The organism is Actibacterium sp. MT2.3-13A (assembly GCF_018139985.1).
GTDB lineage: Bacteria > Pseudomonadota > Alphaproteobacteria > Rhodobacterales > Rhodobacteraceae > JAGSOU01.
Genome location: NZ_JAGSOU010000012.1, coordinates 94,364 through 116,276, shown reverse-complemented (window position 1 = coordinate 116,276; position 21,913 = coordinate 94,364). Strand labels below are relative to the sequence as shown.

Annotated in this window: 24 protein-coding genes and 1 pseudogene; 10 read left to right on the top strand and 15 right to left on the bottom strand. The window is 68.6% G+C overall.

Features of this window, described 5'->3' with window-relative positions:
* Nucleotides 1-96: 96 nt before the first annotated feature.
* Nucleotides 97-468: a hypothetical protein gene (locus KCI33_RS12370; RefSeq protein WP_212525108.1), complete on the bottom strand. Its 372-nt coding sequence runs from the start codon at nucleotides 466-468 to the stop codon at nucleotides 97-99.
* A gap of 93 nt (nucleotides 469-561) precedes the next feature.
* On the opposite strand from KCI33_RS12370, the gene KCI33_RS12365 reads away from it, so the two are divergent.
* Nucleotides 562-1,326, top strand: coding sequence for an alpha/beta fold hydrolase (locus tag KCI33_RS12365; protein WP_212525107.1), 765 nt, complete (start codon nucleotides 562-564; stop codon nucleotides 1,324-1,326).
* A 7-nt stretch (nucleotides 1,327-1,333) separates the two neighbouring features.
* Here KCI33_RS12365 and KCI33_RS12360 read toward each other — a convergent pair whose 3' ends face one another.
* A complete protein-coding gene (locus KCI33_RS12360; protein ID WP_212525106.1) occupies nucleotides 1,334-1,516 on the bottom strand; it encodes a CTP synthetase in 183 nt (60 codons plus the stop codon).
* Nucleotides 1,517-1,692: 176 nt separating this feature from the next.
* Between KCI33_RS12360 and KCI33_RS12355 the strand changes: the two genes are divergently transcribed.
* Nucleotides 1,693-1,971, top strand: coding sequence for a hypothetical protein (locus tag KCI33_RS12355; protein ID WP_212525105.1), 279 nt, complete (start codon nucleotides 1,693-1,695; stop codon nucleotides 1,969-1,971).
* Between the two features lie 111 nt (nucleotides 1,972-2,082).
* A complete protein-coding gene (locus KCI33_RS12350) occupies nucleotides 2,083-2,223 on the top strand; it encodes an entericidin A/B family lipoprotein (protein WP_212525104.1) in 141 nt (46 codons plus the stop codon).
* Between the two features lie 24 nt (nucleotides 2,224-2,247).
* On the opposite strand, the gene KCI33_RS12345 is transcribed toward KCI33_RS12350, so the two are convergent.
* From KCI33_RS12345 to lepA, 3 genes and pseudogenes are all read right to left on the bottom strand, one after another.
* Complete coding sequence (locus KCI33_RS12345; protein ID WP_212525103.1) at nucleotides 2,248-2,601, bottom strand: hypothetical protein; 354 nt, start codon at nucleotides 2,599-2,601, stop codon at nucleotides 2,248-2,250.
* 269 nt (nucleotides 2,602-2,870) lie between these two features.
* Nucleotides 2,871-3,041, bottom strand: a pseudogene (locus tag KCI33_RS18050) (GcrA family cell cycle regulator); the annotation flags it as partial.
* A gap of 605 nt (nucleotides 3,042-3,646) precedes the next feature.
* Complete coding sequence (gene lepA / locus KCI33_RS12335) at nucleotides 3,647-5,446, bottom strand: translation elongation factor 4 (RefSeq protein WP_212525102.1); 1,800 nt, start codon at nucleotides 5,444-5,446, stop codon at nucleotides 3,647-3,649.
* A 198-nt stretch (nucleotides 5,447-5,644) separates the two neighbouring features.
* Here lepA and KCI33_RS12330 point away from each other — a divergent pair, with 198 nt between their 5' ends.
* Nucleotides 5,645-5,944 (top strand): hypothetical protein, encoded by a 300-nt coding sequence (locus KCI33_RS12330; RefSeq protein ID WP_212525101.1) that lies wholly within the window; start codon nucleotides 5,645-5,647, stop codon nucleotides 5,942-5,944.
* 48 nt (nucleotides 5,945-5,992) lie between these two features.
* On the opposite strand, the gene KCI33_RS12325 is transcribed toward KCI33_RS12330, so the two are convergent.
* A complete protein-coding gene (locus KCI33_RS12325) occupies nucleotides 5,993-6,442 on the bottom strand; it encodes a low molecular weight protein-tyrosine-phosphatase (protein ID WP_212525100.1) in 450 nt (149 codons plus the stop codon).
* A gap of 43 nt (nucleotides 6,443-6,485) precedes the next feature.
* On the opposite strand from KCI33_RS12325, the gene KCI33_RS12320 reads away from it, so the two are divergent.
* A complete protein-coding gene (locus tag KCI33_RS12320; protein WP_212525099.1) occupies nucleotides 6,486-7,181 on the top strand; it encodes an NAD-dependent deacylase in 696 nt (231 codons plus the stop codon).
* Here KCI33_RS12320 and KCI33_RS12315 read toward each other — a convergent pair.
* The 4 genes from KCI33_RS12315 to rpmB form a co-directional block, all read right to left on the bottom strand.
* Entirely contained in the window at nucleotides 7,178-7,729 is a 552-nt protein-coding gene (locus KCI33_RS12315) for a 2OG-Fe(II) oxygenase (RefSeq protein ID WP_212525098.1), read from the bottom strand. The genes KCI33_RS12320 and KCI33_RS12315 overlap by 4 nt on opposite strands.
* Before the next feature lie 149 nt (nucleotides 7,730-7,878).
* On the bottom strand, nucleotides 7,879-8,364 hold the full coding sequence (locus tag KCI33_RS12310) for a copper chaperone PCu(A)C (protein WP_212525097.1): 486 nt from the start codon (nucleotides 8,362-8,364) through the stop codon (nucleotides 7,879-7,881).
* A gap of 56 nt (nucleotides 8,365-8,420) precedes the next feature.
* Nucleotides 8,421-8,762 carry a hypothetical protein gene (locus KCI33_RS12305; RefSeq protein ID WP_212525096.1) on the bottom strand — a complete coding sequence of 114 codons (342 nt, stop codon included), beginning with the start codon at nucleotides 8,760-8,762 and terminating at the stop codon, nucleotides 8,421-8,423.
* A gap of 100 nt (nucleotides 8,763-8,862) precedes the next feature.
* Complete coding sequence (gene rpmB / locus KCI33_RS12300) at nucleotides 8,863-9,153, bottom strand: 50S ribosomal protein L28 (protein ID WP_212525095.1); 291 nt, start codon at nucleotides 9,151-9,153, stop codon at nucleotides 8,863-8,865.
* 215 nt (nucleotides 9,154-9,368) lie between these two features.
* Between rpmB and KCI33_RS12295 the strand changes: the two genes are divergently transcribed.
* A complete protein-coding gene (locus tag KCI33_RS12295; RefSeq protein WP_212525094.1) occupies nucleotides 9,369-10,634 on the top strand; it encodes a SulP family inorganic anion transporter in 1,266 nt (421 codons plus the stop codon).
* A 73-nt stretch (nucleotides 10,635-10,707) separates the two neighbouring features.
* On the opposite strand, the gene meaB is transcribed toward KCI33_RS12295, so the two are convergent.
* Nucleotides 10,708-11,685, bottom strand: a complete 978-nt coding sequence (meaB, locus tag KCI33_RS12290; RefSeq protein WP_212525093.1) for a methylmalonyl Co-A mutase-associated GTPase MeaB — start codon at nucleotides 11,683-11,685, stop codon at nucleotides 10,708-10,710.
* 123 nt (nucleotides 11,686-11,808) lie between these two features.
* Here meaB and hrpB point away from each other — a divergent pair, with 123 nt between their 5' ends.
* On the top strand, nucleotides 11,809-14,256 hold the full coding sequence (gene hrpB, locus KCI33_RS12285) for an ATP-dependent helicase HrpB (protein WP_212525092.1): 2,448 nt from the start codon (nucleotides 11,809-11,811) through the stop codon (nucleotides 14,254-14,256).
* Between the two features lie 72 nt (nucleotides 14,257-14,328).
* Here the strand turns inward: hrpB and argF are convergent, their stop codons facing one another.
* From argF to KCI33_RS12270, 3 genes are all read right to left on the bottom strand, one after another.
* The gene (gene argF / locus KCI33_RS12280; RefSeq protein ID WP_212525091.1) at nucleotides 14,329-15,255 is read right to left on the bottom strand and encodes an ornithine carbamoyltransferase; all 927 of its coding nucleotides are present in this window, start codon (nucleotides 15,253-15,255) and stop codon (nucleotides 14,329-14,331) included.
* Nucleotides 15,256-15,332: 77 nt separating this feature from the next.
* Nucleotides 15,333-16,517 (bottom strand): aspartate aminotransferase family protein, encoded by a 1,185-nt coding sequence (locus KCI33_RS12275; RefSeq protein ID WP_212525090.1) that lies wholly within the window; start codon nucleotides 16,515-16,517, stop codon nucleotides 15,333-15,335.
* A gap of 242 nt (nucleotides 16,518-16,759) precedes the next feature.
* A complete protein-coding gene (locus tag KCI33_RS12270; protein ID WP_212525089.1) occupies nucleotides 16,760-17,563 on the bottom strand; it encodes an ABC transporter permease in 804 nt (267 codons plus the stop codon).
* Nucleotides 17,564-17,714: 151 nt separating this feature from the next.
* On the opposite strand from KCI33_RS12270, the gene KCI33_RS12265 reads away from it, so the two are divergent.
* On the top strand, nucleotides 17,715-18,293 hold the full coding sequence (locus KCI33_RS12265) for a GcrA family cell cycle regulator (protein WP_212525088.1): 579 nt from the start codon (nucleotides 17,715-17,717) through the stop codon (nucleotides 18,291-18,293).
* A 160-nt stretch (nucleotides 18,294-18,453) separates the two neighbouring features.
* Here KCI33_RS12265 and KCI33_RS12260 read toward each other — a convergent pair whose 3' ends face one another.
* Nucleotides 18,454-19,695, bottom strand: coding sequence for an MFS transporter (locus KCI33_RS12260; protein WP_212525087.1), 1,242 nt, complete (start codon nucleotides 19,693-19,695; stop codon nucleotides 18,454-18,456).
* Between the two features lie 133 nt (nucleotides 19,696-19,828).
* On the opposite strand from KCI33_RS12260, the gene rimO reads away from it, so the two are divergent.
* Nucleotides 19,829-21,196, top strand: coding sequence for a 30S ribosomal protein S12 methylthiotransferase RimO (gene rimO / locus KCI33_RS12255; protein WP_212525086.1), 1,368 nt, complete (start codon nucleotides 19,829-19,831; stop codon nucleotides 21,194-21,196).
* A 378-nt stretch (nucleotides 21,197-21,574) separates the two neighbouring features.
* The gene (gene cutA / locus KCI33_RS12250) at nucleotides 21,575-21,883 is read left to right on the top strand and encodes a divalent cation tolerance protein CutA (protein WP_212525085.1); all 309 of its coding nucleotides are present in this window, start codon (nucleotides 21,575-21,577) and stop codon (nucleotides 21,881-21,883) included.
* The last annotated feature ends 30 nt before the right edge of the window (nucleotides 21,884-21,913 follow it).

The following is a 21,913-nucleotide window of genomic DNA, read 5'->3' as shown; positions in this document are numbered from 1 at the left end:
CTGTCAGCCAGAAATGCCCGCTCATGATGCCCCCTCTGTTTGGGAGCTTGAATCACGCAGACCGGGCAGCCTCAAGCAGGTTTATGGGTCCTGACCCTAGACCAGCCCGCGCCAGACCAGAACCGCAACCACCAGCGCACCCACCGCCAGCAGGTTGAACGACAGGCTGCCGAGCAGCCCCAGAACCGCGCCCTTGCGCCGGTCGGCCCGGTCGTAGCCCCGCAGATACGCCGCCACGCGCCGCTCGGCCACCTCCAGCCGGGCGAGGTCGATCTGCCGGGCGAGTTTCGGGCTCCGGGCCAGGTGCAGCGCCTCGGCGATCATCCCGGCGTCGCGCCGCACATGTCGCGGCAAGCGCCGGCCGGCACGCCGCAGCTTGGCCGGCAGGCCGCGGCCGCCCACGCCCATGCGTTTTTCCATCAGCGCCTCCACCGAGGCCGCCAGCTGCTCAACCGAAACCTGCGCCATGGGTCCTCCGCCCTCGGGCACAATTCTAGCGCGAGTGGCGGGGGCGCTTCAACATCTCTGGCCCCGTCCGGCGCGAAGCGCTATGAGTGCGGCATGCTGAACACGATCCTGCACGGTGATCCCACCGACCAGCCGCCGCTCCTGATCGCCCACGGCCTCTACGGCTCGGGGCGCAACTGGGGCGTGCTGGCCAAGCGCCTGTCCGACGAACGCCAGGTGATCGCGGTGGACATGCGCAACCACGGCGACAGCCCCTGGTTCGACAGCCACACCTACCCCGAAATGGCCGCCGACCTCGCCGAGGTGATCGAGGCGCATGGCGGGCGCGCCGATGTGCTGGGCCACTCGATGGGCGGCAAGACCTCGATGGTGCTGGCACTGACCAGGCCCGAACTGGTCAACCGCCTGATCGTGGCCGACATCGCGCCGGTCGCCTATGGCCACACCCAGATCCGCTATATCCACGCCATGCGCGCGGTGGACCTGTCCTCGGTGGCCAAGCGCAGCGACGCCGCCGCGCAGCTCGCCCCCCATGTCGAGGATCCGGCGCTGCGCGCCTTCCTGCTGCAATCGCTCGACGTGAAGGGGAAACGCTGGCGGCTGAACCTCGACGCGCTGGAGGCCGCGATGCCCGGCATCGTCGGCTGGCCCGACCCGCAGGGCCGCTTCGACGGCCCCACCCTGTTCCTGACCGGGGCCGCCTCGGATTATGTGCGCGCCGAACACCGCCCCGCGATCCGGGCGCTCTTTCCCAAGGCGCGCTTCGCCAAGATCCCCGGCGCGGGCCACTGGCTGCATGCCGACAAGCCCCGCGAGTTCGAGGCCGCGGTGCGCGCCTGGCTGGCCGCGACCGCCTGATCCCGGCTCAGCCCCGGCCGCAGAGCGCCCGCGCCACGCCCCAGGTCACGGGCACGGCCAGCACCGCCCCCAGGGCGGCGGCCAGGATCGGCGCCAGGGTGTCGAACCCGGCCACCCGCACGGCCACGATGGCCGAGCCCGCAAGCGTGGCCGAGATCAGCGAATAGAGCAGCATGGCAAGGCGGAGCATTCGGGCCTTCCTTTCCGGCCTGATCGGGGCGGATTCAAAAGAAGCACGCACAATGTGCCTGTGATCTGGCGCAAAACCGCCGCCCCGCGCGGGCCCTTGATCCGTGTCAACGGGGGGCGGGGGCGTCCGTGCTAGGCTGGCGCAAACCGCCACCCGCAACCCGGACGGAGCCTGCCATGATCACCCTCGACGACATCGAAGACATGACCAGCCTGACCCGCGAGGAGATCGCGGCCATCGCCGAGCATGAGGGCCTGCCCGAGCTGAACGCCTCGGCGCTGGGCGATTACCTGATGCACCTGCCGCGCGGCCCGCAGCATGTGCAGCAGATGATCTGCGAGGACATCCGCGCGGCCCTGCATGCCGACAACCTGCCCCATGCGCGGGAGCTGTTCTCGGTGCTCAGCCAGTTCATGGCCGACCACCCCGAGGCCGCCCACGGCGCGGAGGGCTGAGCGCCCCGCCACCGCCCCGGCGATCATGCGCGGGAACCCGCTGGCCCGTCCCCTTGCCGCCCTGCGCTAAGGCGCCTAAATATGGCCTCCGCACCGTGAAGGAGACCGCGAATGCCCCTGCGCCTGATGATTTCGATGCTGACCCTTCTGGCCCTGACCGCCTGCGCCACGGTCGAGGGCGCCGGCCAGGACCTGTCGGCCGCCGGCAACGCCGTGGCCAACTCGGCCCGCAAGGTCAAATCCTCGCTCTGACGGCGGCGCCGGCCCGGGCGCGGCTCAGGTCAGGATCGCGTAAAGCTCGGCCAGCCCGACCAGCCCCAGCAGCACCGCCGAGATCATCTTGAGCGCGGGCAGGTTGCGGGCCTTGAGCCCCCGGCCATAGGCCGTCTGGGCGACGGCGTCGTCCAGATCCTCGCGCAGGTTTATGAGGTCATCGAGCGCGGCGCCGCCGGCGAGGATGCCATAGGCGGCGGTGGCCACCACCAGCACCGTCAGCGGAACCGAATAGCCGGCAGGACCGAATTCGATGATGGCGGCAAGGGCCGCATAGGTGAAAATCGTGGTGCGCATGATCTCGGTGTAATGCGTCACGCGCCCCAGCAGGATCGAGCTGCGAAGTTCCGGTGTCATGATCTGTCCCTCCCTGTGCCGGGGGATCCGGCGGGGACAGGATAGCATATTTTGCGGCGCCCCTACGGTGGACGCGCCCGGCGAAGCCAGACCCACAGCCGATCAGGTCCAAACAGAGGGCAGCGCCCGGCCCGACGGGGTGGGCGAGAAGCGCCCGCCCCGTGGGGGCGGGTCGGGCGCTGCCCGGGACGATCAGAAAGAGCCTTTTAGAAACCGAAATCGCCTAACATGGCGGCTATTACACAGCGCAAGAAATATCACTCACCGTCAGAGTCCGTTTTTCGGTTATTGAGACCGAGCCTGTGAATTTTTCCGATCACTGCATTTCGAGTGATACCCCCTAGCGCCTCCGCGATCTGCGTCGCACTTGCGCCATCGCCCCACATCGATTTCAAAAGCTCCAAGCGCTCTTCGGTCCAACCTGTTTTTTCCGACCCCAATGCTGTTCCAACCGCGAAGTCAAGAATCCCTCGACCAAACGCTTGAGACTGCAATTTCATAGCCGTCGCCACCTCGGAACGTATCTTGGTCATTTCGACCTCAATACGGCCCAAGGCAGTCTGAACCGGATCCTCGCTGCTACTCAGCGCTTTCAAATCAAGCGCAACTGAAACGGGGCTTTCAACCTTACAGGAATGATCCCGAAAAGCTTGGGCCTGCTTAGCAAGCTCATGTTTTGCCCGCTTCGCTCCAGCCAAATCAGTAGAGTAAATAATCGTCCTGGACGCAGCCACATCAAATGGAATTTTGTCGTCTTCGGATATCATGTGGATAAATGGCTTCCCGGTAATATGCCGTATCGCCAATTCATAGAAGACGTTCGCATTGTGATGGGTTAGATCCGCCACCACGAGGTCACTGGAGACAATCCGTTCGATAATTTGCGTTGTGATTAGACCACTTTCGGCAATCATGTCGGCGCGCTCGACGGTAAATCCAAGAGGCACCAAGGCCTCTTGGATAATAAATTCAAAAACATCGTCAGAGGCCTTGCGAGTGTCAGATCCTTCTTCGCCAATCGGGGAAATCACAAAACACTGCATCTTCAATCATCCATCTTCAACGCATTGATAAACGCCTGCTGCGGGATCTCCACCTTGCCGAACTGGCGCATCTTCTTCTTGCCCGCCTTCTGCTTCTCCAGCAGCTTCTTCTTCCGGGTCACGTCGCCGCCATAGCATTTCGCCGTCACGTCCTTGCGCATGGCGGAAATGGTCTCGCGCGCCACCACCCGGCCGCCGATCGCGGCCTGGATCGGGATCTTGAACATGTGGCGCGGGATCAGCTCTTTCAGCTTCTCGCACATCGCCCGCCCGCGCTGCTCGGCGCGGTCGCGGTGGACCATCACCGACAGCGCGTCCACCGGCTCATCGTTCACCAGGATCTGCATCTTGACCAGGGTGTCCTGGCGGTAGCCGATCATCTGGTAGTCGAAGCTGGCGTAGCCCTTGGTCACCGATTTCAGGCGGTCGTAGAAATCGAACACCACCTCGTTCAGCGGCAGGTCGTAGACCACCATCGCGCGGCTGCCGGCATAGGTCAGGTCCATCTGGATGCCGCGCCGGTCCTGGCACAGCTTCAGCACGTCGCCGAGATATTCGTCTGGCACCAGGATCGTGGCCTTGATGCGCGGCTCCTCGATATGATCGACATGGGTCAGGTCGGGCATGTCGGCGGGGTTGTGAAGCTCGCGTACGGTGCCGTCTCGCATGTGCAGCTGGTAGATCACCGAGGGCGCGGTGGTGATCAGGTCGATGTCGTATTCGCGCTCGATCCGGTCGCGGATCACCTCCAGGTGCAACAGCCCGAGGAAGCCGCAGCGGAAGCCGAAGCCGAGCGCGGCCGAGGTCTCCATCTCGTAGGAGAAGGAGGCGTCGTTCAGCGCCAGTTTCTCGATCGAATCGCGCAGGTCCTCGAACTCGGCCGAATCCACCGGGAACAGGCCGCAGAACACCACCGGCTGCGCCGGCTTGAAGCCCGGCAGCGCCTGGGCGCAGGGTTTCTTTTCATGGGTGATGGTATCGCCCACGCGGGTGTCGCGCACCTGCTTGATCGAGGCGGTGAGAAAGCCGATCTCGCCCGGGCCCAGTTCCTTGATGTCTTCCATCTGCGGGCGGAACACGCCAAGGCGGTCCACCGGGTAGGCGCCGCCCGTCTTCATCATCTTGATGCGGTCGCCCTTCTTGATCACCCCGTCGATCACGCGGATGATCACGACCACGCCGAGATAGGAGTCGTAATAGCTGTCCACCAGCATCGCCTTCAGCGGCGCGTCGCGCTGGCCCTTGGGGGCGGGCAGGCGCTGGACGATGGCCTCCAGAACGTCGGGAATACCCAAGCCCGTCTTGGCCGAGATCCGGACGGCGTCGCTGGCGTCGATGCCGATCACGTCCTCGATCTGCTCGGCCACGCGCTCGCAATCCGCCGCCGGCAGGTCGATCTTGTTCAGAACCGGCACGATCTCGTGGTCGGCATCGATGGCGGCGTAGACATTGGCCAGCGTCTGCGCCTCGACCCCTTGCGTGGCGTCCACGACCAGCAGCGAGCCCTCGACCGCCTGCATCGAGCGGCTGACCTCGTAGGCGAAGTCGACATGGCCGGGCGTGTCGATCAGGTTCAGCACATAGGTCTCGCCGTCCTTGGCCGGATACTCGATCCGCACGGTGTTGGCCTTGATGGTGATGCCGCGCTCGCGCTCGATGTCCATCGCGTCGAGGAGCTGCTCCTTCATGTCGCGTTCGGCCACCGTCCCGGTGAGTTGGATCAGCCGGTCGGCGAGCGTGGATTTTCCGTGGTCGATATGGGCCACGATCGAGAAATTGCGGATATGTGCGAGATCGGTCATGAGTCACGCATATGCTGTGGAAACAGGGCTTGGTCAATGGCCCTCGCGCGACTGGCCCTCCGGCGCTGCGCCCGCTCCGCTGCGGCGCCACGCCCGATTGAAAGAGGCGCCCGGATTGGGCATACTCCGGCCACTATCCGAACCAAACGGGACGGCGGGCCAAACCGCCGCCCTGCTCCACCGGGGCGAGGCAGAGACATGAGATACCTGACATTCGGGGCCGTGGCCGTCGTGATGGCCGCCAGCACCGCCCAGGCCGGCGTGATCGAGAACGCCTGCCTGACGTCCAACCGCGACGCCGCCAACCGCAACCTCTGCGGCTGCATCCAGGAGGCGGCGAACCTGACACTGACCAAGGGCGACCAGAAACTCGCCGCCAGCTTCTTCCGCGATCCGCACAAGGCGCAGGTTGTGCGCCAGTCCGCCAATCGCGGTCACGCGGCGTTCTGGGAACGCTACCAGAATTTCGGCGCCACCGCGCAGGCCTTCTGCAAGTGACAGGGAGGCAGCGGCAGGGGCGCTGAACGGCGCCCTTTGCCGGCCGACTCAGCGCAGCCGGGCGAGCAGCCCGTGGCTCGCCGTCTCGATCAGGTCCAGCACCAGGTCGAAGCCGCCCTCGTAATAGGGGTCGGGCACCTCCAGCCGCTCGGTCCCGGCGAAGGAGAGGAACAGCTCGACCGGGGTTTCGCTGTCGATCGGGCGCATCCGCTCCAGCGCGGCCACGTTGGAGCGGTCCATGGCGACGATCAGGTCGAAGCGGTGGAAATCCTCGGCCCGCACCTGCTGCGCGCGCAGGTGGCTCAGGTCATAGCCCCGGCGCGCCGCCTCGGCCGCCGCGCGCGCGTCGGGCGGATCGCCCACATGCCAGCCCCCGGTGCCGGCGCTTTCCACATGGACGGGCACGCCGGCCTCGCGGGCCAGGTGCTCGAACACGCCATGCGCGGTGGGCGAGCGGCAGATGTTGCCGAGGCAGACGAAGAGGATGCGGGTGGTCATGACGGCCTCCTTTTGCCACCCTCAATAGCGCAAGGAGGCGGCGATGACCAAGATCGTGATTCTGACCGGAGCCGGGGTGTCGGCCGAAAGCGGGCTGGGCACCTTCCGCGACAAGGGCGGGCTATGGAGCCGCTACGACCTGAACGAGGTCGCCACGCCCGAGGGCTTCGCCCGCAATCCCGCCCTTGTGCATGAATTCTACAACGCGCGGCGCCGCAACTGCCTCGAATCCGCGCCCAACGCCGCGCATCACGCGCTGGCGAGGTTGGAAAAGGACTATCCGGGCGAGGTTCTGATCGTCACCCAGAACGTCGACGACCTGCATGAACGCGCCGGGTCGCGGGCGGTCTGGCACATGCACGGAGCGCTGTCGGGGGCGCTCTGTGCGGCCTGCGGGCACCGCTGGGCAGCCCCCGTCGAGATGCAGGCCGCCGCCCCCTGCCCCGCCTGCGCCGCGCCCGCCACCCGGCCCGATATCGTCTGGTTCGGCGAGATGCCCTACCACATGGAGGCGATCTGGGACGCCCTGCGCGCCGCCGACCTGTTCGTGGCCATCGGCACATCGGGCAACGTCTACCCGGCGGCCGCCTTCGCGCAGGACGCCGCCCGCGCCGGGGCCGAGACGCTGGAACTGAACCTGGAGCCCTCCGATACGGTGTCGGATTTCGACGCGGCCCGGCACGGCCCGGCCTCGCGGATCGTGCCGGAATGGGTGGCAGAGATGCTGGCCCGCCCCTAGCGGAATGCGGGGCCGTGCGCCCAGATGGTCAGCGAATGGCGCGTGCCGCGCGTCACCGGCGTCACCCGGTGGAGCACGAAACTGGGGAACAGCGTGGCGCTGCCCTGCGCGGCATTGGCGGCCCGGATATTGCTGTCGGGCATAAGTTCCAGCACCCCGCCCTCATAGGCCGCCGGGTCCGAGAGCTGCACCACCAGCGTCAGCTTGCGCCGCCGCGCCAGCGGGCCGTCGCCGATATCGGAATGCCATCCGAAATGACCCGACCGCTCGGCGCCATAGCGCGCCACCTGCGCGCTTTCGGAAAAATCCCGCAGTTCGAAATCGAACACCGCGCGGTTCGCCTCGCGCACCAGTTCGAAGATGCGGTCGGTCACCCATTCCGCGCCCTCGATCTCGTCCAGCCAGGCGATGTCGGCGCGGCGCAGGCTGTGGTTGGCCACGCCGCCGACCAGCCCGGCATCGGCCAGCCGGCCGGTCTCGGCCAGGGCCGCGATTCGCTCGCATTCGGCGGCGGTGAAAGCGTCGGGAATGGTATGGACGGTCTGCATGGAGGGCCCTGCTCAGGTTGCGTGAACAGGGCCTCCTGCCACGGGTCGCGTGGCCCGTCTGATCCGCCCGCGACATGGGTGTCGCTTTTGCGCGGGGCGGGCGGATGGAGAGGCGGGGCCGGCCCGACAGGACCGCCCCCGCGCCGGGCTCAGTTGCCCATCTTCATCCCGCCCATGCCGTTCACCGCCTGCGCGGGCTGGCGCTCCAGGTCCACCGGCACCTCGACGGTGATGTCGCCGGCCTGCTCGAAGCTCAGGGTGAGGGTCACCACGTCGCCCTGCGCCAGCGGCCGGTTCAGGCCCATGAACATGACATGGTCGCCGCCGCGCTGGAGCGCATGTGCGCCGCCGGCGGGAATGGCGAAGCCTTCCTCGATTTCCATCATCTTCATCACGCCGTTGGCGTCCGAGACATGGGTGTGCAGCTCGACCCGCTGCGCCACGTCCGAGGTGGCGGCGATGAGGCGATCGTCCTGATCGGTCATGTTCCTGATGACCATGAAGGCCGCGCCGGATTTCGACATCGCGGTCGAGGCGCGGGCATAGGCGTCCTCGATCATGATCTCCCCGGCAAGTGCGGGCAGGGCAAGGGAAACGGCGGCGACGGCCGCGAAAACGGTCTTGGTGAGGGACATCTCGTCCTCCTGTCTTTCGGTGATTTTGCTGTGTCGGTGGGGGTGGGGTGCGGGGCTCAGGCCGGCGGGCCGCGGGCCTGCTCGGCCACCGGCGCGGCGCCGGCCACCGGGGCCATCCGCGCGATCGTCAGCCGCTCGCCATCGGCCAGCGGCCGCAGCGGCATCGCCGGGGCGGCGATGTCGATATTGACCAGCGCCGCCACCCCGTCGGGGCAGACATGCGCCGGGCCGGTCGGCTTGCCCTCGGCATCGACTGGCACCGCCGCCATTCCCGCCCCCGAGCACAGCTCGATCACGCCCGCAACCGGCGCCTGGCCACGCGCGACCGCCAGCGTGAGCGAGGTCACGGCCAGCATCAGCGACAGGGCAAGGGCGAGGGTCGGGCGTATCCGGGTCATCGGCGCGACTATAGGCAGGGCGCGCGGCCCCGGAAAGGGGGCAAAACGAAGCGGCCCCGCCGGGCTGGCGGGGCCGCATTCACTGCATCGGGGAAGGCGATCAGGCCGCGGCGGCCTGGGCCTTCTCGATGTCCTTCTTGATCTTCAGCGCCTTCTCGGACAGCTCGGCATCCTTCGCCTTGGCGAGGAAGGCGTCGAGCCCACCGCGATGGTCAACAGTGCGCAGCGCCGAGGCCGACACGCGCAGCTTGAACGAGCGGCCCAGCACGTCGGAGATCAGCGTCACGTCGTTGAGATTCGGCAGGAAGCGGCGCTTGGTCTTGTTGTTGGCATGGCTGACATTGTTGCCAGTCATCGGGCCTTTTCCGGTCAGTTCGCACACGCGCGACATGGCTTGTTTCCTTGTCTCTAAATGAGAGCGGGCGCCGCTAAGGCAGCGCCGCGAATTCCGTCCGCGCGGTTTAAGGGCATTTGCGCGATGGCGTCAAGTGATTCATCCCGCCGCCGGAAAAAAAAGGGCAAAAACCGCAAAGAGGCCATTTCCTTTCCCCCACCGAGGCGCTTAGCTTGGCGCATCCAATTTCATTCCGATACTCTTGTCCTGACATGAAACCCAAGATCCTGACTACCCTGCGCGGCTACACCGCCGCCGGGTTCGCCGCCGATCTCGTCGCCGGCGTCACTGTCGCCATGGTCGCCCTGCCGCTGAGCCTGGCCATCGCAATCGCCTCGGGCGCGGGGCCCGAAAAGGGACTGGTCACCGCCATCGTGGCGGGCTTCCTGATTTCCGCGCTCGGCGGTAGCCGGGTGCAGATCGGCGGCCCCACCGGGGCCTTCATCGTGGTCGTGGCCAGCGTCATCGCCGAGCACGGCTACGACGGGCTGGTGGTGGCCACCTTCATGGCCGGTCTGATCCTGATCGCCGCGGGCTACCTGCGCGTGGGCGCGCTGATCTCCTATGTCCCCGAGGCGGTGGTGAACGGCTTCACCATCGGCATCGCGGTGATCATCGCCGCCAGCCAGCTGAAGGATTTCCTCGGCCTGCAGATCGCCGAGGTGCCGGCCGATTTCCTGCCCAAGCTGGCCGCGCTGTGGCAGGCGCGCGCGGGGCTCTCCCCCGCCGCGCTGGGCATCGGCCTGGGCACGATGGTGCTGATCATGGCGCTGCGCCGCGCCGCGCCGCGCTTTCCCGGCCTGATCGTGGCCATCGCCGCGGGCTCGGCGCTGGCGGCATGGCTCGCGCTGCCGGTGGACACCATCGCCAGCCGCTTCGGTGCGCTGCCCGATCACCTGCCCACCCCCGCCCTGCCCGACATCTCGCCCGCGCGGCTGGTCGAGTTGCTGCCCTCGGCGCTGATCATTGCCTTCCTGGCCGGGGTCGAATCGCTGCTTTCGGCGCTGGTGGCCGACCGCATGATCGACGGCAGCCACCGCCCGAACGCCGAGATCATGGCCCAGGGCTGGGCCAATGTCGGCTCTTCGCTGTTCGGCGGCATGCCGGCGACCGGCGCGATCGCCCGCACCGCGACCAATGTGCGCGCCGGCGGGCGCACACCGGTGGCCGGGCTGGTGCATGCACTGGCGATCCTGGCCGCGATGATGCTGGCCGCGCCGCTGGCGGGATACCTGGCGATGCCGGCGCTGGCGGCGCTGCTGATGCTGACCGCGTGGAACATGAGCGAGCCGCAGCACTGGCGCGGCTACATGACCACCGGCCCGGTGTCGGACCGGATCCTGCTGGTGCTGACGCTGGTGCTGACGGTGCTGACCGACCTGACGGTGGCCATCGGCGTCGGCGTGGCCATCGGCCTGGCCCTGCGGCTGCGGCGGCGGCACGTCCCGCCGGCAGAGTGGCATACGCCGGAGCGTTGAGGCTGGAGACGATTTTTCTGCGAAAAATCGGGCCTCCGGCGGGAGTATTTCCGCCAAGAAGAAGGCGGCGGCGCTAGGTCTGCAGCGCCGCCAGCATCTGTTGCGCGGCGCCCGCGATGCTGGCCTCGCCCGACGCGACCCTTTGGCCGAGTTCCGCCAGGCGGGCGCGCATCGCGGGATCGCTCTCCAGCCGTGCGAGCAGGCCGAGGCGGACCTCCTCCTCGAACCAGTGGCGCGCCTGCGCGGCGCGGCGCGCGGCGAAATGGCCGGTCTCGCGCCGCCAGTCGGCCAGCGCCTGCATCTCCTCCCAGGCGGCCCTCAACCCCTCCTCCTGCAGCGCGGAGACGGTCATCGCCTTGGGGAATCCCACCGGATCCTGCGGGCGTTTGCGCAGCAGGCGCAGCGCACCCGCGTAATCGGCGCAGGTGCGCGTGGCGGCCGGCTTCAGGTCGCCGTCGGCCTTGTTGACGAGGATGATGTCGGCCATCTCCATGATGCCGCGCTTGACGCCCTGCAACTCGTCGCCGCCGGCGGGCGCCAGCAGCAGGACGAACAGGTCCGACATCTCGGCCACAACGGTTTCCGACTGGCCCACGCCCACGGTCTCGATCAGCACCACGTCGAAACCCGCGGCCTCGCACAGGCTGACCGCGTCGCGGGTGCGGCGCGCCACGCCGCCAAGCTCGGATTGCGAGGGCGAGGGGCGGATGAAGGCGTTCGGGTCGCGGCTGAGCCGTTCCATCCGGGTCTTGTCGCCGAGGATCGAGCCGCCCGAGCGCGCGCTCGACGGGTCCACCGCCAGCACGGCCACCCTCAGCCCCTGCCCGGTCAGCATCATGCCGAAGCTTTCGATGAAGGTGGATTTGCCCACTCCCGGCGTGCCCGACAGCCCGATCCGCAGCGCCTGCCGGCCGGATTTCGCCAGTTCCTCCAGCAGCGCGACGGCCTGGGCGCGGTGATCGGCCCGCCCGCTTTCGACCAGCGTGATGGCGCGCGCCAGCGCCCGGCGCTCGCCGTTGCGGATCCGTGTGGCCAGGTCGGTGATGTCCATCGCGCGCGTCCCTGCTGCTGTGTCCGGGGGTCCATTTGCCCCGCCCGGGGCGGCGCTGTCCAGAGGGCGGCGGGGGAAAGCGGGGCTCTGGCCCCGGCAGCGCAAATCGCGGATAAGGGCGTCATGTCCGCCTTTTGCCTGCCCATCGACGATGTCCTGCCCGAGCTGACCGGGGCGCTGCGCGCCGCGGGCCGCGCCGTGCTGCAGGCGCCCCCGGGCGCGGGCAAGACCACCCGGGTGCCGCTGGCGATGCTGGAGGCGGGGCTGACCCGGGGCCGTATCGTGATGCTGGAGCCGCGCCGCCTGGCCGCCCGCGCCGCGGCCGAACGCATGGCCGAGACGCTGGGCGAGAGCGTGGGCCAGACCGTGGGCTACCGCATCCGCGGCGAGGCGAAGGTGTGCAAGGCCACGCGAATCGAGGTCGTCACCGAGGGCATCCTTACCCGCATGCTCCAGTCCGACCCGGAGCTTTCCGGCATCGGCGCGGTGATCTTCGACGAATTCCACGAACGATCGCTCAACGCCGATCTCGGCCTGGCGCTGGCCTGGGAGGTGCGCGGCGCGCTGCGCGAGGACCTGATCCTTCTGGTGATGTCCGCCACGCTCGACGCCGCGCCGGTGGCCGCGATGCTGGGAGATGCCCCCATCATCACCTCCGAAGGCCGCGCCTATCCGGTGGAGACCCGCTGGCTCGACCGCCCCCTGGCCAGGGCGCAGCGCTACGAACTGGCCGTCGCCGCGCTGGTGGAGCAGGCCGTGGCCGAGACGCAGGGCGGCGTGCTGGTCTTCCTGCCCGGCGAGGGCGAGATCCGGCGCGTCGAAAGCCTGCTGTCGGGCCGTCTGCCCGGCGATTGCGCGCTGCGCCCCCTTTACGGCGCCATGCCCTTCGCCGCCCAGCGTGCGGCGATCCGGCCGGCCGAGACAGGGCGCAAGGTGGTGCTGGCGACCTCCATCGCCGAAACCTCGCTGACCATCCAGGACATCCGCGTGGTGGTCGATGGCGGGCGCGCGCGGCGGGCCCGGTTCGACCCCAATTCCGGCATGTCCCGGCTGGTGACCGAGCGCGTGACAAAGGCCGAGGCCGAGCAGCGCCGCGGCCGCGCGGGGCGCGTCGCCGAGGGCAGCTGCTACCGCCTCTGGACCAGGGGCGAGGAAGGCGGGCTGCTGCCCTTCCCGCCCGCCGAGATCGAGGCCGCCGACCTCACCGGGCTGGTGCTCGAACTGGCGCTCTGGGGCGCGGGTCCGGGCGATCTGGCCTTTCTCACGCCGCCGCCGCCCGGCAGCTATGCCGAGGCGCAGGCGCTGCTGACCCAGCTCGGCGCGCTGAAGGACGGGCGCATCACCGATCACGGCCGCCAACTCGCAGCCCTGCCCCTGCACCCGCGGCTGGGCCACATGCTGGCCGTGGCGGGCAAACGGGCCGCCCCGCTGGCCGCCCTGCTGGCCGAACGCGACCCGCTGCGCGGCGCCGGCAGCGACCTCGCGCTCAGGCTCGACGCCATCGCCGATCCCGGGCGCTTCGCCGCCACGCATCCCTTCGCCCCCGACCGCGGCACGGTCGAGCGCATCCGCACCGAGGCCAGGCGTCTGCGCGCGGGCGCCGCCGACAAGCCGCCCCTGAGCCCCGCCGAAATGGCCGCGTTGGCCTACCCCGACCGGATCGGGCTGCGCCGAAAGGGCGACGCCCCGCGCTGGGTGCTCTCGGGCGGCAAGGGCGCGGCGATGGAGGAGAGCGACCCGCTGGCCGGCAGCCGGCTGATCGTGGCGCTCGACCTCGACGGCGACGCGCGCGAGGCGAAGGTCCGCCTCGCCGCCCCGATCACCGAGTCCGAGCTGCGCGGCCTCTACGCCGAGCAGATCGCCTGGCACGACATCTGCGAATGGTCGCGGCGCGAGCGCCGGGTGATCACGCGCCGCCGCGAGATGTTCGGCGCGCTGATCCTCGACGACCGGATCTGGAAGGACGCCCCGCCCGAGGCGGTGGCGCGCGCCATGCTCGATGGCGTGCGCGAACTGGGACTGCCCTGGTCCGACGCCGCGCGCCGGCTTCAGGCGCGGGTGGAGCTGCTGCGCGCCGAAGGCTCCGACCTGCCCGATTTCAGCGACGGCGGCCTGATGGCGCGGCTGGAGGACTGGCTGCTGCCGCATCTGAGCGGCGTCAAGACCGCCGAGGCCCTGAAACGGCTGGACCTTACGGACGCGCTGCGCGCCGCGCTGAGCTGGGAGGAGCAACAACTCCTCGATCGCCTCGCGCCCGCGCATTTCACAACGCCCATGGGCCGCAAGGTGCCCATCGACTATTCCGGCGAGGCGCCGGGGATCACCGTGCGCCTGCAGGAGATGTTCGGCGTCACCGAACACCCGGCGATCGGCCCGCGCCGCCTGCCGCTGCGCATCACCCTGCTTTCACCCGCCCAGCGCCCGGTGCAGACCACGATGGACCTGCCCGGCTTCTGGGCCAGCTCCTATGCGGATGTGCGCAAGGACATGCGCGGGCGCTACCCGCGACACCCCTGGCCCGAGGATCCGACCGTCGCCGAACCCACGCTCAGGGCCAAGCGGCGGGGCTGATCCGCCCCGTTCTTCTGGCCCCAAATATCCCCGCCGGAGGCATGAAAGTCCCGGCGCGACCGCGCCACGGGGTCAGACGCCGAGGCACCAGCGCATCACCGCCTTCTGCGCGTGCAGACGATTCTCGGCCTCGTCGAAGACCACCGAATGCGGCCCGTCCATCACCGCGCTGGTCGCCTCGTCGTCGCGATGCGCGGGCAGGCAATGCATGAACAGCGCGTCGGGCCTGGCCATGGCCATCAGGTTCTCGTTCACCTGATAGGGGCGCAGCTGGTTGTGCCGCCGCTCGCGCGCCGACTGCGGATCATGCATGGAGACCCAGGTGTCGGTGACCACGAGGTCGGCGCCCTCGACCGCCTTGAACGGGTCGCGCTCGATGGTGATCTCTGCGCCCACAGCGCGGGCCTCGTCCAGCACGCGCGCGCTCGGGTCCAGGGTCGGCGGCCCGGTGAAGGTCAGGTTGAAGCCGAACTGCCCCGCGGCATGGGCGAAGCTGGCGAAGACGTTGTTGCCGTCGCCCGACCAGACCACCTTCTTGCCCTTGATGGGGCCGCGATGCTCCTCGAAGGTCAGGATATCGGCCATGATCTGGCAGGGATGGGTGCGGTCGGTCAGACCGTTGATGACCGGAACCGAGGCATATTCCGCCATCTCCATCAGGGTCTGCTCCTCGAAGGTGCGGATCATGATCATGTCGACATAGCGGCTGAGCACGCGGGCGGTGTCGGCGATGGTCTCGCCATGGCCGAGCTGCATGTCGGCACCCGACAGAACCATGGTCTGCCCGCCCATCTGGCGCACCCCCACGTCGAAGCTGACGCGCGTCCGGGTCGAGGGTTTCTCGAAGATCAGCGCGACCATGTGGTTGGCCAGCGGCTGCTCGGCGTCCGGCGTGCCCTTGGGCAGCCCGTCGCGCGCGGCCTTCATCTCGGCGGCCTTGTCGATCATGGCCCGCAGGTCGGAGGGCGCGGTGGTATGGATGTCGAGGAAATGGTTCATGTCATCTCTTTTCGTTTCTGTGGGAGTGGGTGGGGGCCAGCCCCCACACCCCCGGAGTATTTCTCCCAAGAAGAAGGTCAGGCCGCAGTGCCGTCCAGCGCGGCGGCGGCGCGGTCGAGCCGCTCCAGCGCCTCGGCGATGTCCTCGTCGGTCAGGTTCAGCGGGGGCAGCAGGCGCACCACGTTGTCGGCCGCCGGCACGGTGAGGACCTGCTGGTCATAGCCCGCCTGCACCAGATCGGTGTTCGTCGCCTTGCATTTCAGCCCCAGCATCAGGCCCGCGCCGCGCACGCCCTCGAACACCTCGGGGTGGGCGGCGACCAGGCCCTCCAGCTTCTGCCGCAAGAGGCCCGCCTTGCGGTTGACCTCGGCCAGGAAGGCCGCGTCGCCGACGATCTCCAACACCTTCAGCCCCACCGCGCAGGCCAGCGGGTTGCCGCCATAGGTCGAGCCGTGGGTGCCCGCGGTCATGCCGCTGGCCGCCTCCTCGGTGGCCAGCACCGCGCCCAGCGGGAAGCCGCCGCCGATGCCCTTGGCCACCATCATGATGTCGGGCGTGATGCCCGCCCATTCATGTGCGAAGAGCTTGCCGGTGCGGCCCATGCCACATTGCACCTCGTCGAGGATCATCAGCACGCCGGTGTCGTCGCACAGATCGCGCAGCCCCTTCAGGCACTGGTCGGGCACGGGGCGGATGCCGCCCTCGCCCTGCACCGGCTCGAGCAGCACGGCGCCGACCTCCGGGTCGCGCATCGCCGCCCGCAGCGCGTCGTGGTCGCCGAATTCGAGATGCACGAAGCCGGGCAGCAGCGGGCCGAAGCCCTTGGTCATCTTGTCCGTCCCGGCGGCGGCGATGCCGGCCGACGAGCGGCCGTGGAAGGCGCCCGAGAAGGTGATGATCTTCACCCGTTCGGGCTGGCCCTTCTCATACCAGTACTTGCGCGCCATCTTGACCGCCAACTCGCAGGCCTCGGTGCCGGAATTGGTGAAGAAGGCCGTGTCGGCGAAGGTGTTTTCGACCAGCGCATCGGCCAGCGCCTGCTGCTGCGGGATCTGGTAGAGGTTCGACAGGTGCCAGATCTTGCCCGCCTGCTCGGTCAGCGCCGCGACCAGTTCGGGGTTGGCGTGGCCCAGCGCGTTCACCGCGATGCCCGCGCCGAGATCGAGAAATCGGCGCCCGTCCACGGACTGCAGCCAGGCGCCTTCGCCCCGCTCGAAACTCAGCGGAGCACGGTTGTAGGTGGGCAGAATGGACGGGATCATGGGGTCAGAGTCCTTGCAGATGAGAGCCCGATTGGTGCCTCAGGCACCGGGGCAAGTCAACGATTTGAGGAAGGTTTGCGCAAACGCGCGGGATCAGGCGCCGGGACGGCTCAGCGTCGGCGTCGCGAAGGGGCGATATGGGCGCACATGATCATGGCAGCGCGCTTAGCGCGGAAATCCCGGCCTGTCCAGCGCCGGCGCGCGCGCGGGCCAGATTGTTGCCGGAAAGCCGCGCACCCGGATCACGCCTTCATCCGGTAGCCGCGCCGGAACCAGAGCCAGCACAGCGCGGTGACCGCCGCCGTCACCCCCGAACAGACCGCGAGCCCCAGCCAGGGCGAGCTGTCGGATTGCCCGATCACGCCGTAGCGCACCCCGTCGATCAGGTAGAAGACCGGGTTGAAATGGGTGATCCGCTGCATCGCCTCCGGCAGCCGCTCGATCGAATAGAAGGTGCCCGAGAGGAAGCTCAGCGGCGTGATGACGAAATTGGTGATCGCGGCCATCTGGTCGAACTTGTTGGCGAAGATCGCGGCCACGACGCCGACCACGCTCAGCAGCGCCGCGCCGAGCAGCACGAAGACCAGCGCCCAGAGCGGATGCGCCACCCCCATGTCCAGCGCCGCGACCATCACCGCACCGATCGCCAACGCCACCAGAAGCCCGCGCGCCACGCCGCCCGCCATGTAGCCCAGCACCAGTTCCAGCGGCGACAGCGGCGGCATCAGCGTGTCCACGATATTGCCCTGCACCTTGGAGATCACGATCGAGGACGAGGTGTTGGCGAAGGCGTTCTGGATCACCGTCATCATCAGGATGCCGGGGGCGAGGAAATGGATGAAAGGCACGCCCATCACCTCGCCCCGCCCCTCGCCCAGCGCCAGGGAAAACACCCCGAGGAACAGCCCCGCGGTGACCAGCGGCGCGGCCAGCGTCTGCGTCCAGACCGCGAGGAAGCGGCGGATCTCGCGCCCGGCGAGCGTATAGAGGCCAAGCCAGTTCACCCGCCCGAAGCGGCGCACGCCCATGTCGGTTGAATTCGCCATTCCGATCCCCATCTAAGTGCTTCCCGTGCCCTTCCGGTATCGCGCTTGTATCCCGATGCGCAGCCCGATTAGAATAGGGCACCCGAGATTTTTGGCAGGCCGCCGCGGATTTCCGCATCCGCCAGAGCGCCCGCCCAACCAAGGAAGACAGATGTCCTGGACCGAAGAACGCGTTGAGACGCTGAAGAAGATGTGGGCCGAGGGCCAGTCGGCCAGCCAGATCGCCAAGGAACTGGGCGGGGTCACCCGCAACGCGGTGATCGGCAAGGTGCACCGGCTGGGCCTGTCCAACCGGGCCGGGGGCGGCGCGAAGCCTGCCAAGGACAAGCCGGCGGCCAAGCCCGAGGCCGCCGCGACCAAACCCGCCGCCAAGGCCGAGCCCAAACCCGAGCCGGCGCCCCAGCCCGCGCCTGAGCCGGCGCCCGCCGCGGCCGCGCCGGCGCCCGCGCGCAAGCAGATCATTCCCGCCGGCCAGCCGCTGCCGCCGCAGCCCTCGGCCAACGAGATCAGCCCCGAGGCCATGGCCTCGGTCCGCGAGGTCGAGAAGAAGGCGCGCAAGATCTCCCTGATGGAGCTGACCGAGCGCACCTGCAAATGGCCGATCGGCGACCCCGCGACCGACGATTTCTGGTTCTGCGGCCTCTCGGTGCAGCCGGGCAAGCCCTATTGCGAGGCGCATGTGGGCGTGGCCTTCCAGCCGATGAGCTCGCGCCGCGACCGCCGGCGCTGAGCCACCTCCACACCACCAAATTCGACGCCCCGCAGACCTGGTCTGGCGGGGCGTTTTTTTGCCGCGCGCGGCTTGAGGGTTCGGGAGTGAGGGCAGCACCCGCCCCGCGGGGGCGGGCCGGGCGGGCTTCCGATCAGCCGGGCACCGGGCCTTGCGGCGACTATTGCCCGGTTTCGGCCCGCTCCGCCGCATGGCCGTGCAGCGCCCGGCGCAGCGGCATCAGCCCGGCGAGCGCCAGCACCGCCAGCCCCCCGCCGGCGAGGAAGGTGCCCTGCGGCCCCACGCTGTCCCACAGCAACCCCGCGATAACGCTGGCCAGCAGGATCATCCCCCCGGTCATCAGGTTCAGCATGCCGAAGCCGGTGCCGCGCAGCGCGGGCGGGGCGGTGTCGGCCACGAGGCTGGCAAAGATGCCCTGCGTGAACCCCATGTGCAGGCCCCACAGCACCAGTCCCGCCAGCACCCCGCCCAGCCCCGGCAGCAGCGCGAACGCCAGATCCGCGCCGATCAGCAACCCCATCCCCAACGCAAGCACCCGCAGCCTTGAGCCGTTGTCCGACAGCACACCGGCGGGGAAGGCCGAGAGCGCATAGCTGACATTCATGATCACCAGCACGACGGGGACCAGCCCGGCCGGCACCCCCTCGGCATGGGCCTTGAGGATCAGGAACGCCTCGCTGAACCGCGCCAGCGTGAAGACCGATGCGACCGCGACCACCCACCAGAACGCCCCGCCCATGCGCCGCAGCTCGCGCGGGCTGAGCGGGGACTTGACTGGGCGCGCCTCCGCCGGCCGCGCGGGCTCGGGCACCAGCGTCACCAGCAGCAGCACCGAGACCGCGGCGGGAGCCACCGCGGCCCAGAACACCAGCGGGATGTTCCCCGCCGTCAGCCACATCAGCGCGACCGCCGCCAGCGGCCCCAGGAACGCCCCCACTGTATCGAGCGACTGGCGCAGACCGTAGCTCGCCCCGCGCATCCCGGCCGGCGAGAGATCCGCCACCAGCGCGTCGCGCGGCGCGCCGCGGATGCCCTTGCCCACCCGGTCGATGAACCGCGCCCCCACCAGCCAGCCGATGGTCGGCGCCAGCGGAAAGATGGGCTTGGTCAGCGCCGCAAGCCCGTATCCGACAACGGCCAGCACCTTGCGCTTTCCCAGCCAGTCGCTCAGCGCGCCGGAGAACACCTTGGTGATCGCCGCCGCGGCCTCCGCAATCCCCTCGATGAACCCGACCGTCACCATCGAGGCCCCCATGGCCGAGACCAGGTAGACCGGCAGCAACGCGTGGATCATCTCGGACGAGACATCCATCCACAGCGACACCAGCCCCAGCGCCCAGATGCCGCGCGGCAACCGGCGCAGCGTCGCCAGGTCGAGCTTGGGTCGGTCGGGTTTGGTCATGGGGCACCTGTCGGGGCGGAACGGGGGACGCCCCGCTTAAACCAGCCCGGCCCCGCCCTGCGCAAGCGGCACGCGGCCGCGCCGTCGCTTTCCCCGCTTCCCCAGACCCCGCGCAGCCCCTATATGAGCGCGCATGAGCCAGAACCCGCCCAACCTCCGCCCCGACCTCGCCCCGGCCCCTCGCATCAATGAGTCGCGCCGCCCCGGCCAGCCGACCATCGGCATGGTTTCCCTCGGCTGCCCCAAGGCGCTGGTCGACAGCGAGCGCATCCTCACCCGCCTCCGGGCCGAGGGCTACGCCATCTCGCCCGATTACCAGGGCGCCGACGCGGTGATCGTGAACACCTGCGGCTTTCTCGATTCCGCCAAGGCCGAAAGCCTGGAGGCGATCGGCGAGGCGCTGGCCGAGAACGGCAAGGTCATCGTCACCGGCTGCCTCGGCGCCGAGCCGGAATACATCACCGGAGCGCACCCCTCGGTCCTGGCCGTCACCGGCCCGCATCAATACGAGCAGGTGCTCGACGCCGTGCATGCCGCCGTGCCGCCCTCGCCCGACCCGTTCGTGGACCTGCTGCCGCCCGCGGGCGTCAAGCTCACCCCGCGCCATTACAGCTATCTCAAGATTTCCGAGGGCTGTAACCACAAGTGCAAATTCTGCATCATCCCCGACATGCGCGGCCGCCTCACCTCGCGCCCGGCCAAGGCCGTGCTGCGCGAGGCCGAGAAACTGGTCGAGGCCGGGGTCAAGGAACTGCTGGTCATCAGCCAGGACACCTCGGCCTACGGCACCGACTGGCCCGACCGGGACGAGAAATTCCCCATCCTGCCGCTGGCGCGCGACCTCGGCTCGCTCGGCGCCTGGGTGCGGCTGCACTACGTCTACCCCTACCCGCATGTGCGCGAGCTGATCCCGATGATGGCCGAGGGGCTGATCCTGCCCTATCTCGACATCCCGTTCCAGCACGCCCACCCCGACACCTTGAGGCGCATGGCCCGCCCCGCGGCCGCCGCGAAGACGCTCGATGAGATCGCCGCCTGGCGCGGGATCTGCCCCGAGATCACCCTGCGCTCGACCTTCATCGTGGGCTATCCGGGCGAGACGGAGGAGGAATTCCAGACGCTTCTCGACTGGCTCGACGAGGCGCAGCTCGACCGCGTGGGCTGCTTCCAGTACGAGGATGTCGCGGGCGCGCGCTCCAACGCGCTGCACCACCATGTGCCCGCGGAAGTGAAGCAGGAACGCTGGGAACGCTTCATGGAAAAGGCGCAGGGAATTTCCGAGGCCAGGCTGGCGGCCAAGGTCGGCCAGCGGCTGGAGGTGATCGTCGACGAGGTCGACGCCGAGGCCGCCACCTGCCGGACCAAGGCGGATGCGCCTGAGATCGACGGGAACCTGTTCATCGACGAGGGGTTCGAGGGGCTGAAGCCCGGCGATATCGTGACCGTCGAGGTGGACGAAGCCGGGGAGTATGATTTGTGGGGGACGTTGGCCCAGGATTGAGCATCGCTGGAGACCAGCGCCTGTTTCCCTGATGGGTCAGAGATATTGAACAACAGAGACCTTCAACTGGAACACGCGGCACAAAAACAACCCAAGCGAAAAAAGTGCCCGGGAAATTGTGGAGATATGAAAAGCGTAACCGCCTTTCATCCATCGGCGTCCTGCTCGATCTAACTCCACATAGGGATGGTTCATGGTGAGTTTCGCTGAATTTCCCACCGCCAAGCAGCAGTAGTCTGTAAGATATGTGGGAACGCTGCCGCGCCCGCTCCCGACGCAAGCTTTCTGAACGGTCGCACGCGGGCCTTGCCCTCTGGACGCGGCGCCGGTTTCCCCCGACAATGCGGTCACGACGCCCCCGACCACGGAGACGCCCGCATGATCCGCCTCACCACGGCCTGCCCCGATCTCGACACCGCCCGTGACCTCGCGCACAAGGTGCTGACCCAACGGCTCGCTGCCTGCGCCACCCTCGAGTCCGACATGATCACCATGTTTCAGTGGGAAGGCATGCTGGAAGAGCATGTCCTGGTCCAGCTGACCTTCAGGACGATCGAGGCCCGTCGCCCCGCGCTCGTCGCGATGATCGAGGCCAACCATCCCTTCGACCTGCCGCTCATCACATGGGAGGACGTCAACACGACGGCGGCCTTCGACGTCTGGCTCCATCTGGAGCTCGGCGAATAGGCCGCGGGCGAAAATCCCTGCAGGGCTCAT